The following is a 7706-nucleotide window of genomic DNA, read 5'->3' as shown; positions in this document are numbered from 1 at the left end:
TCTCCCCGGTCGTCAGCGCCGTTCCCTCGGACACCCCGACAATCGCGACGATGCCCTTCTCGCGCGCGAGGATCGCGGTGTGCGACGTGGGGCCGCCGTCCGTGGTGATCAGAGCGAGGACCTGGTCGAGGTCGAGAAGAGCGGTGTCGGCGGGCGCGAGGTCGCGCGCGACGAGCACGAACGGGTGCCCGGGGTCCGGCACGCCGGGGGCATCGACGCCGCGGAGCTGCGCGAGCACGCGCTGCGCGATGTCGTCGAGGTCGGCGGCGCGTTCGCCGAGGTAGCCGCCCACGGCCTCCAGGGTCGCCCGGAAGCCGGCGAACGCATCGTGCACCGCCCACTCCGCGGTGCCGCCGGCATCGATCCGCGCGTCCACCTCGTCCTGCAGGGTCGGGTCCTCGGCGATCATGGCCTGTGCCTCGAGCACCTCCTGCGCCGCACCGCCCGCAGCGGCTCCCCTGGCATCGAGCTCGCGGGCGACGGCGGCGATGGCGTCTCTCGCCCGCGCGCGCTCCGCGTCGGCGCCGACCGTGCTGGGGGTGTTCTCGGGGGCGGGCAGCGCCTCGGTCATGCGGACGACCGGTCCCTGCGCGACGCCGAGGCCGATCCCCACTCCGCGCAGCTCGCTCATCCTGCGGCGTCCTGGTCGTGGTCGGTGGTCAACAGCTCGGTGAGGGTGTCGAGCACCGCCTCCGCGCCGTCGCCGTCGGCCGAGAGCGTCACGTAGTCGCCGTGCTCGACCGCGAGCGCGATCACGCCGAGGATGCTGGCGGCGTTGACGGGCTTGCCGGAGTCCTTCGCGATCGTGACGGGAATGCCGGAGTCCTTCGCCGCCTGGGCGAAGATCTTGGCCGGGCGGGCGTGCAGGCCGTGCGAGGAGCCGATGCGGACGGTGCGAGTGGCGGTCATGGTGTTCCTTTCGGGGCGTCGGCGGTGGCGAGGATCGAACGGACGAGCTGGAGCGTGCGGCTGCCGTCGCGGTCGGCGAAGACGTCGTCCGGCAGCGCGGCCACCGGGGCGTGCGCGGTCGCGCGGATCGCGTCCAGCCGGTCGGCGAGGTGCGGACCGACGAGGATCACATCCGCCGTCGCGCCCGTCGCGGAACCCTCGGTCCCGGCTGCGGCGTCCCAGTCCAGGCCGGCCGCGGCCGCTGCCGTCCGCAGCCGCTGTGCGACGAACGTGCTCGACGCTCCGGCGCCGCACACCACGAGGATCCTCATCGATGCCACCTTCCTGAGAACAGTCTGGGAACGGCGGCCCTGCCGCCGCCAACACGTTCCTTTCCGCCCCCGCGGAACCTCTCTCGCCGCGCGTCTGCGCCGTCGTGCTGACATCATGGAGAGCACGTCAGCACAGAGCACGTGAGCACAGAGCACGAGAGCACAGAGCACGTCAGCACAGTGCCGTCAGCACAGTGCCGTCAGCACGGGAGCGGGGAGGACCATGTCGCGCCAGCGCCAGGACCAGCTCCTCTCCGCGCTGCTGCGCCAGGAGGGATGGGCGACCGCCGGCAGCCTCGCGGATCTGCTCGGCGTGACGCCCCGCAGCATCCGCTCGTACGTCGCCGCACTGAATGCGCGGACGCCCGGCGCGGCCGTCGTGGAGTCGGGCCCTGCCGGGTACCGTGCCGGTTCGGGGGCACGAGGCGCCCTGCGGGTGCGGCAGGGTCGAGACACTACGCCGCGCGACCGCCTGCACGCGCTGGTGCGGATGCTGCTCGACGCGCCCGGCGGCATCGACGTGTTCGACGCCGCCGACGACCTGCACGTGAGCGAGGCGACCCTGGAGGCCGACCTCGTGCGAGTGCGCGGCCTGCTGGACGGCACGCAGCTCGAGCTCGAGCGCTCCCGCGAGGTCGTCCGGCTGCGCGGGGACGAGGGAGCGCAGCGCCGACTGCTCAGCCGTCTCGCGCACGACGAGATGGACGACGCCTCCTTCCACCCCGAGACGTTCCGCCGCGCGCTGTCCGGCACCGCCGTGGACCCCCGCGCCGTCGGCCCGTTCAAGTCGGCCCTGGTCGGCGAGCTGAGCGCACTGGGCTACTACGTCAACGAGCTCGCGATCGCCGACGTGCTGCTGCACATCGCGATCGCCGCCGAGCGGGTGGCCGCCGGTCGCGCGCTCGACACGCCACCGGCCGGTGCGCGTCCCGAGATCCCGCGGGTGGGCGCGGTCATCGCGCGTCTCGCGGCCGCGCACTTCTCGGTCGTCCTCGGCGAGGGGGACAGCGGGCACCTGGCGTCGCTCGTGCTCACGCGCATCGTCGCTCCGGGCGGCGATGCCACGCGGGAGGTCGCGCGCAGCGGCGTGGAGCCGGCGGTGGAGGCCGCCGTCCGGGCGGAGATCGCCAGGGCCGCCGAGGACTTCCAGGTCGACCTGGTCGACGAGACGTTCGTGCTGCGGCTCGCCCTGCACGTGCAGAACCTGCTGCGTCGCGCCGAGCAGAGCGCCCTCACCCGCAACCCGCTGACCCGATCGCTGAAGACCACCTATCCGATGATCTTCGAGGTCGCGGTGTCGATCGCGAGCGGCCTCCACGACCGCCTCGGCACGCCCATCCACGACGACGAGATCGCCTACATCGCGATGCACGTCGGCGGTCGGCTCGAGCGCAGCAGGAAGGCCGAGTCGATCCTCACGGCCACCATCGTGTGCCCGGGGTACTACGAACTCCACGAGCTGCTGCGCTCCAGCGTCGACCGCAGCCTGGGCTCCGCCATCGAGGTCACCCGCGTGGTGACCCGCGTCGACCCGGACTGGTCGTCGTTCGACACCGACCTGGTGCTCAGCACGATCGAGCCGGGCACCGCAGGGGAGCGGTTCGTGCGCATCCAGCCGTTCCTGACGGACGCCGACGTCGACCGCATCCAGCAGGCGGCTGCGCGGCTGCGGCGCGGGCGGCGGCTGACCCGGCTGCGAGCGGAGCTGGCGCGCTACTTCCACCCCGACGCGTACGTGTTCCCGCTGCCGGACGAGGGCGAGGAGGCGATAATCCGTCGCCTCGGGGCACGGCTGGTGCAGGCGGGACTGATCGGCGAGGACTACATCGAGAACACGATCCTGCGGGAGCGCATGTCGTCCACGGCGTTCACGGATGCGCTCGCGGTCCCGCATGCGCTGCAGATGACCGCGCGCCGCACCGCCATCGCGATCGGCGTGGCCGACGGGTCGGCGGCATGGGGCGACGGACGGGTGCAGGTCGTGGCGCTCGCCGCCTTCAGCGAAGACGACCGCGCCGCCTTCCAGACCGTGTTCGAGCAGCTGGTCGAGGTGTTCAGCGAACGGGAGAGCGTGCAGCGCATCGTCCGCCGCGGCACCACGTTCGAGGCGTTCCTCGACGAGCTCGTCGCCGTGATCGACGGCTGAGGAGCGGCGTCAGCCGACCGGGTGCCCGCACCGCCGTCCCCGCCGCTCAGCGCCCGGGTGCGAGCACCTCCGCGAGCCGGTCGAGCAGCGCCTCCGCCGTCGCCCCTGGCGCGGTCTCCAGCACCACCGCGTCACCCGGGCCGAGCGCCAGGTCCATCACCGCGAGCACGCTGCTCAGGTCGACGGTCGTGCCGTCCGCGGTGCGCAGGGTCACGGTGCCGTCGTGCGACTGCGCGAGTCGCACGAGCTCGGCGACGGGTCGTGCGTGCACGCCGTTGTGGGCGCTGACGACCACGCTCCGGGCGGGCATGTCAGGAGCGCTCGTCCAGCAGGGTCCGCACGCCGGCCTCGAGCTCCGCGACCGCTGCGGCGGCGCCGTCCGCGGAGTCCGCCTTCGCGTCGATGTACACCTTGAGCTTCGGCTCTGTGCCGCTGGGACGCACGATCACGCGCGAGCCGTCGGTCAGCCGATACCGGAGCACGTCCCCGGAGGGCTGTCCGGGGCCCGACCGCAGCAGGTCCTCCGCCGAGGCGATGGAGCGACCGCCGATCTGCGTGGGCGGGAGCGAGCGCAGCGCGAGCATCACGGTGCCGATGATCGCGACGTCGGCCACGCGCACCGAGACCTGTCCGCTCGCGAAGTGGCCGTAGGTGTCACCGAGCTCGCGGAGGAGGTCGGCGAGCGTGGCGCCGCGCTCGCGGGCCTCCGCGGCGAGGCCGAGCACGGCGACCGCGGCGGAGATGCCGTCCTTGTCGCGCACCGTGTCCGGGTTCACGAGGTAGCCGAGCGCCTCCTCGAAGCCGAACACGATGCCGGGCGCGCGGGAGATCCACTTGAACCCGGTGAGAGTCTCGTGGAAGTCGAGGCCGTGATGGGCGGCCACCGCGCCGAGCCCTGGCGAGGAGACCAGCGAGCATGCCAGCGAGGCTCCGCGGGTCCCCTCGGCGGACCGGGCTGCGCGTGCGCCGAGCAGCAGGCCCACCTCGTTGCCGGTCAGGCGGCGCCAGCCCTCCGGCGCGGTCTCGTCCGGGATGGCGACAGCGAGCCGGTCGGCGTCCGGGTCGTTCGCGAGGATGAAGTCGGCTCCCACGCGGCGCGCCTTCGCGAACGCGAGGTCCATCGCTCCGGGCTCCTCGGGGTTCGGGAACGACACCGTGCGGAAGGTGGGGTCCGGTCGCAGCTGCTCGTCCACGACGACCGGCTGCGGGTAGTCGGCTGCGCGGAGGATGCGCGACACCGTCTCCCAGCCGACCCCGTGCATGGCCGTGTAGACCCAGCGCAGTTCGCTGGCGCCGGCGGGGGCGGGCGCCACGGCGGCTGTCGCGGCGATGTACGCCTCCACCACTTCCTCGCCGGCCGTCTCGTACGCGGTCGACCGCGGCAGGGAGCGCACGTTCCCCGCATCGGCCACGCGCTGGATGTGGGCGGCGATCTCGGCGTCCGCCGGGGCGACGATCTGGGAGCCGCCGTCGGCGCCGCCCAGATACACCTTGTAGCCGTTGTCGTCGGGTGGGTTGTGGCTGGCCGTGACCATGACGCCGGCGTCGGCGTGGAGGTGCCTGACCGCGAACGCGAGCACCGGCGTCGGCAGCAGACGGGGGAGCAGGATGGTGCGGAGCCCGGCGCCGGCGAAGAGCTCGGCGGAATCCTGCGCGAACACGCGCGAGTTGCGGCGGCCGTCGTAGCCGATCACCACGGTGGGCGTGCCGCCGTGCGACCGCTCACGCAGGTAGGCCGCGAACCCCGCGGCCGCCTGGGCGACCAGCACCCGGTTCATGCGGTTGCTTCCGGCGCCGAGCGCGCCGCGGAGCCCTGCCGTGCCGAACGCGAGACGGCTGCCGAAGCGGTCGTCCAGGTCGGCGATCGCGGCGTCGTCGCCCGCGGCGGCGCGGGTGACCACACCGGCGAGCTCGTCCCGCGTCTGCGGGTCGGGGTCCTGCCGCAGCCAGGCGCGGGCCTGGGCGAGCCGCTCCGCGCTCACAGCGCCTCGACCACCCTGGCCAGCAGCGCCGAGATCACGGGCTCCGCCTCGCGTCCGGCCTCGATGACCTCCGCGTGGCTGAGCGGGCTCTGCTGGATGCCGGCGGCGAGGTTCGTGATGAGCGAGAAGCCGAGGATCTCCATGCCGGCCTCGCGCGCCGCGATGGCCTCGAGGGCGGTGGACATGCCGACGATGTGGCCGCCCATGTGCTTCGCCATCTGGACCTCGGCCGGGGTCTCGTAGTGCGGCCCGCGGAACTGCGTGTACACGCCCTCGTCGAGAGTCGGATCGATGCTGCGGGCCACGTCGCGCAGGCGCTTCGCGTAGAGATCGGTGAGGTCGACGAACGTCGCGCCCTCCAGGGGAGAGTCCGCCGTGAGGTTGATGTGGTCGCTGATGAGCACCGGCTGTCCCGGCTTCCACGTCTCGCGGATCCCTCCGGCGCCGTTCGTCAGCACCATGATCCCCGCACCTGTCGCGGCAGCCGTGCGCACGCTGTGCACGACACGTCGCACGCCGTGGTTCTCGTAGTAGTGGGTGCGCGCGCCGATCACGAGCACGTTCTTGCCGCCCGGTGTGCGGATGCTGCGCAGCGTGCCGACGTGGCCCTCCAGAGCGGGCTTCGAGAACCCGGTGACCTCGGTCGCCGGGATCGTGGCGACCGTCTCGCCGATCAGGTCGGCGGCTTTGCCCCAGCCGCTGCCGAGCGTGAGGGCGATGTCGTGCTTCTCGACGCCGGTCAGCCGCGCGATGTCGGCGGCGGCTTCGGCCGCGACCTCGAACGGGTTCGCGGAGGGGTCGTCGAGAGGGTTGCTGTGCGTTTCAGGCATGGATCCACTCTAGGAAGGTGCAGGCTCGGGTGCCAGGATTGGGGAAGAATGGGAAGCATGTCTTCCACCACTTTCGAGCGCACTCAGCGCGTCGCCGTGCTCGGCGGCGGACCCGGCGGCTACGAGGCGGCCCTGGCGGCCGCCCAGCTCGGGGCCGAGGTCACCCTGGTCGAGCGCGTGGGGGTGGGCGGCTCCGCGGTGCTCACCGACGTGGTGCCGTCGAAGAGCCTGATCGCCACGGCCGATGCGGCGGTCGCGATCTCCGAAGCCAGCGACCTCGGCGTGAACTTCTACGCCAAGGGTGAGAACGGCAAGCCGCTCAAGCCCGAGATCGCGATCAACCTGGCCGCCGTGAACAAGCGCCTGGTGGCGCTGGCCGGCCAGCAGTCGGAGGACATGCGCACCACGCTGCTCGATGCCGGCGTGCGCATCCTCTCCGGCCACGGGCGGCTGGAGGGCCCGAACGCCATCGTGGTCTCCACGGGGGAGCGCGGCACCGACTTCGACCGGGTCGAGGCCGACACGATCGTGGTGGCGGTCGGCGCGTCCCCGCGGGAGCTCGACTCCGCGAAGCCCGACGGCAAGCGCATCCTCACGTGGACGCAGCTGTACGACATGAAGGCGCTGCCCGAGCACCTCATCGTGGTCGGCTCCGGCGTCACCGGCGCGGAGTTCGCCTCCGCGTACATGAACCTCGGGGCCAAGGTCACCCTGGTGTCCAGCCGCGAGCAGGTGCTGCCAGGGGAGGACCAGGACGCGGCTCGGGTGCTGGAAAAGGTGTTCAAGCGCGGCGGCATGCAGGTGCTCTCCAAGTCCCGCGCCGAGAAGGTCGAGGTCACCGGCGACGGCGTCACGGTGACGCTCTCGGACGGCCGCACGGTCGAGGGCAGCCACTGCCTGATGGCGGTCGGCTCGATCCCGAACACGGCGGGCATCGGCCTGGAGGAGGCGGGCGTCGAACTCGACGACTCCGGCCACGTGAGGGTGAACCGGGTGGCGCGCACCTCCGTGCCGAACGTCTACGCCGTCGGCGACTGCACGAACTTCTTCCCCCTGGCCTCGGTGGCGTCCATGCAGGGGCGCACGGCGGTGTTCCACGCGCTCGGCGACATCGTCATCCCGCTCGAGCTCATCAAGATCACGTCCAACATCTTCACGGCGCCCGAGATCGCCACGGTCGGCTACGGCGTGAAGGACGTGGAGGACGGGCTGGCGGACGGCATGGTCTACAAGCTGCCCCTTGCCGCGAACCCGCGCGCCAAGATGATGGGCATCAAGGACGGCTTCGTGAAGCTGATCGCCCGCAAGGGCTCCGGCACGGTGATCGGCGGCGTCATCGTCGCGCCCAAGGCCTCGGAGCTCATCTACCCGATCGCGATCGCGGTGGAGCGGCGCCTGACGGTCGACCAGGTGTCGCGCGTGTTCGCGGCGTACCCATCGCTGTCCAGCAGCATCACCGACGCGAGCAGGGCGATGCACCTGGTGAACATCTCCTGACATGTGCGAGGGGCGCCCCCCCCCGGGGGGG

8 protein-coding genes are annotated in these 7706 nt (G+C 72.5%); 2 read left to right on the top strand and 6 right to left on the bottom strand.

The features are described from left to right. The 3 genes from M3C17_RS18380 to M3C17_RS18370 all read right to left on the bottom strand — a co-directional run. Positions 1-631 (bottom strand): phosphoenolpyruvate-utilizing N-terminal domain-containing protein (locus tag M3C17_RS18380; protein WP_259979500.1); only part of this gene is annotated, 631 nt, incomplete at its 3' end. Further along, complete coding sequence (locus M3C17_RS18375) at positions 628-909, bottom strand: HPr family phosphocarrier protein (protein ID WP_259979499.1); 282 nt, start codon at positions 907-909, stop codon at positions 628-630. The genes M3C17_RS18380 and M3C17_RS18375, both read right to left, overlap by 4 nt. Then, positions 906-1220, bottom strand: a complete 315-nt coding sequence (locus tag M3C17_RS18370; RefSeq protein ID WP_259979498.1) for a PTS sugar transporter subunit IIB — start codon at positions 1218-1220, stop codon at positions 906-908. The genes M3C17_RS18375 and M3C17_RS18370 overlap by 4 nt, the downstream gene beginning before the upstream one ends. 223 nt (positions 1221-1443) lie before the next feature. Between M3C17_RS18370 and M3C17_RS18365 the strand changes: the two genes are divergently transcribed. Then, complete coding sequence (locus M3C17_RS18365) at positions 1444-3366, top strand: transcription antiterminator (RefSeq protein WP_259979497.1); 1923 nt, start codon at positions 1444-1446, stop codon at positions 3364-3366. A 46-nt stretch (positions 3367-3412) separates the two neighbouring features. Here M3C17_RS18365 and M3C17_RS18360 read toward each other — a convergent pair whose 3' ends face one another. From M3C17_RS18360 to M3C17_RS18350, 3 genes are read right to left on the bottom strand one after another with little or no spacing between them, the layout of a single operon-like run. Next, positions 3413-3676, bottom strand: a complete 264-nt coding sequence (locus M3C17_RS18360) for an HPr family phosphocarrier protein (RefSeq protein WP_259979496.1) — start codon at positions 3674-3676, stop codon at positions 3413-3415. Between the two features lies 1 nt (position 3677). Further along, positions 3678-5348: a phospho-sugar mutase gene (locus tag M3C17_RS18355; RefSeq protein WP_259979495.1), complete on the bottom strand. Its 1671-nt coding sequence runs from the start codon at positions 5346-5348 to the stop codon at positions 3678-3680. Further along, the gene (locus M3C17_RS18350; RefSeq protein WP_259979494.1) at positions 5345-6178 is read right to left on the bottom strand and encodes a purine-nucleoside phosphorylase; all 834 of its coding nucleotides are present in this window, start codon (positions 6176-6178) and stop codon (positions 5345-5347) included. The genes M3C17_RS18355 and M3C17_RS18350 overlap by 4 nt, the downstream gene beginning before the upstream one ends. Before the next feature lie 48 nt (positions 6179-6226). On the opposite strand from M3C17_RS18350, the gene M3C17_RS18345 reads away from it, so the two are divergent. Next, complete coding sequence (locus tag M3C17_RS18345) at positions 6227-7675, top strand: NAD(P)H-quinone dehydrogenase (RefSeq protein WP_259979493.1); 1449 nt, start codon at positions 6227-6229, stop codon at positions 7673-7675. Positions 7676-7706 lie beyond the last annotated feature (31 nt).

This window comes from Microbacterium sp. p3-SID336 (assembly GCF_025143365.1).
In the GTDB taxonomy this organism is placed as follows: Bacteria; Actinomycetota; Actinomycetes; order Actinomycetales; family Microbacteriaceae; genus Microbacterium.
Note: the sequence above shows the minus strand (reverse complement) of the source record. Positions and strands in the feature narration are given on the sequence as shown.